Origin of the sequence: Streptomyces sp. NPDC059564 (assembly GCF_042735575.1) — a bacterium.
Classification (GTDB): Bacteria; Actinomycetota; Actinomycetes; order Streptomycetales; family Streptomycetaceae; genus Streptomyces.
Genome location: NZ_JBHWBP010000653.1, coordinates 1 through 1,743, shown reverse-complemented (window position 1 = coordinate 1,743; position 1,743 = coordinate 1). Strand labels below are relative to the sequence as shown.

Here is a 1,743-nt window from a genome sequence, read left to right as displayed (position 1 = left end):
AGGTACTCCCCCGCCGGCTCCACATGCTGCGCTTCCCCATCGGCCAGGCCTACCTCTGGCAGGACGGCGGAGCCCTGACCCTGATCGACGCGGGCCACGCCGGGTCCGCCGACGCCATCGAGGGGGCGATGCGTTCCCTCGGGCTCGCGCCCGGCCGGCTGGAGCGGATCGTCCTCACCCACTGCCACCGGGACCACGTGGGGGCGGCCGGCGAACTCGCCGCCCGCTGGGGCGCGGAGGTGGCGGCGCACCGGCTGGACGCGCCGGTGGTACGGGGTGAGCGGCCGATGCTCGAACCGGTGCTGCTGGACTGGGAGGTCCCGCTGTACGCGCACGGCCTGACGGTCCCCGAGGCCCCGGCGACCCCGGTCGACCGGGAGCTGGAGGACGGCGAGGTGCTCCCGTTCGGGGGCGGTGCGGTCGTGGTCCACGCCCCGGGGCACACGCCGGGCAGCATCGGCGTCCATCTGCCGGACCACGGGGTGCTGTTCACCGGTGCCTGCGTCGCGGGGGTGGGCCGGGTGATGCTGGGGGTGTTCAACGTCGACCGCGGCGAGGCCCTCGCCTCCTTCCGGCGCCTGGCCGCCCTGGAACCGGACGTGGCCTGCTTCGGCCACGGCGACCCCTGGCTGACGGACACCGCGGCGACCCTCCGGGCGGCGGCCGAGGCCACCCCGCTCACGGGCTGACCGGGCTCCACCCGCCACTGCCGCCGCGACACGCCGATCACGCCTTGGGCTTGGCCCGTACGTGCATGCGCTCGCCCTGCCTCCCGAAGAGGCTGAGCACCTCGACGGGCTGCCCGTCCGCACTGCTGAACCAGTGGGGCAGCCGGGTGTCGAACTCGGCCGCCTCGCCGGGCCCGAGGACCAGGTCGTGGTCGGCGAGGACGAGCCGCAGCCGGCCGTTGAGCACGTAGAGCCACTCGTAGCCCTCGTGCGTACGGCGATCGGGTTCGGGACCCCGGTCCACGATGATCATCTTGTACGCCTGGAGGGGGCCCGGACTCCGGGTCAGGGGGACGACCGTGCCCCCGTCGGGCAGGGGATGCGGCTTCAGCCGGACCCGGGGGTCCCCCACCTCGGGCGCGCCGACGAGGTCGTCCAGGGGCACCCGGTTGGCACTGGCGAGCGGCAGCAGCAGTTCCAGGCTCGGGCGGCGCTGACCGGACTCCAGTCGGGACAGGGTGCTCTTGGAGATGCCGGTCTCCTCGGAGAGCGCGGCCAGGGTGAGGCCGCGCTGGGCGCGCAGCCGCTTGAGCCGGGGGGCCACCTCGTCGAGGACCGTCTGGTACGGGGTCGGGGTGTCGGTCGCGGCGTCGGTCGGCGTGTCGGTCGGTGTCTCCATGCGGGCATTCCACCCCGGTTTCCCGGAATCGGCAACGCAAGTTGCCAGTTCCCCGCCCAGGGGCGCACCCTCCTCGGCATGAGCGCGCACCAGCATTCCGGACAGCACCACGGCCAGGGCCACACCCACGGCACAGGGCACGACCACAGCCACGACCACACCGGCACCGACGTCGACTGGGAGGCCCTGGCCACCCACCTGGAGACCAACGGCGAACTGCACCTCCCCGCGTACCGCCACATCGCGGACCGCCTGCGCGAGCTGCTCGGCCCGGACCACCGGGTCCGCCGCATCCTTGACGTCGGGAGCGGGCCCGGCGTGATGACCTGCGTGTTCGCCGAGGCCTTCCCGCACGCCGAGGCCGTCGCCGTGGACGGCAGCCCCGCCCTGCTGGAC

2 protein-coding genes and 1 pseudogene are annotated in these 1,743 nt (G+C 74.4%); 2 read left to right on the top strand and 1 reads right to left on the bottom strand.

Translation table 11 applies throughout. The annotated features are described in order from the left end of the window. The coding region (locus tag ACFV0Q_RS41345) for an MBL fold metallo-hydrolase (RefSeq protein WP_385013237.1) at positions 1–689 on the top strand (689 nt) is incomplete at its 5' end. Between the two features lie 37 nt (positions 690–726). On the opposite strand, the gene ACFV0Q_RS41340 is transcribed toward ACFV0Q_RS41345, so the two are convergent. Continuing rightward, positions 727–1,347, bottom strand: coding sequence for a helix-turn-helix domain-containing protein (locus tag ACFV0Q_RS41340; protein WP_385013235.1), 621 nt, complete (start codon positions 1,345–1,347; stop codon positions 727–729). Positions 1,348–1,425: 78 nt separating this feature from the next. On the opposite strand from ACFV0Q_RS41340, the pseudogene ACFV0Q_RS41335 reads away from it, so the two are divergent. Further along, positions 1,426–1,743 (top strand): annotated as a pseudogene (locus ACFV0Q_RS41335) (SAM-dependent methyltransferase); the annotation flags it as partial.

Bases quoted from the DNA above. Each gene is read 5' to 3' on its own strand.
- ACFV0Q_RS41340 (WP_385013235.1), bottom strand. From the start codon at position 1,347: ATGGAGACACCGACCGACACGCCGACCGACGCCGCGACCGACACCCCG.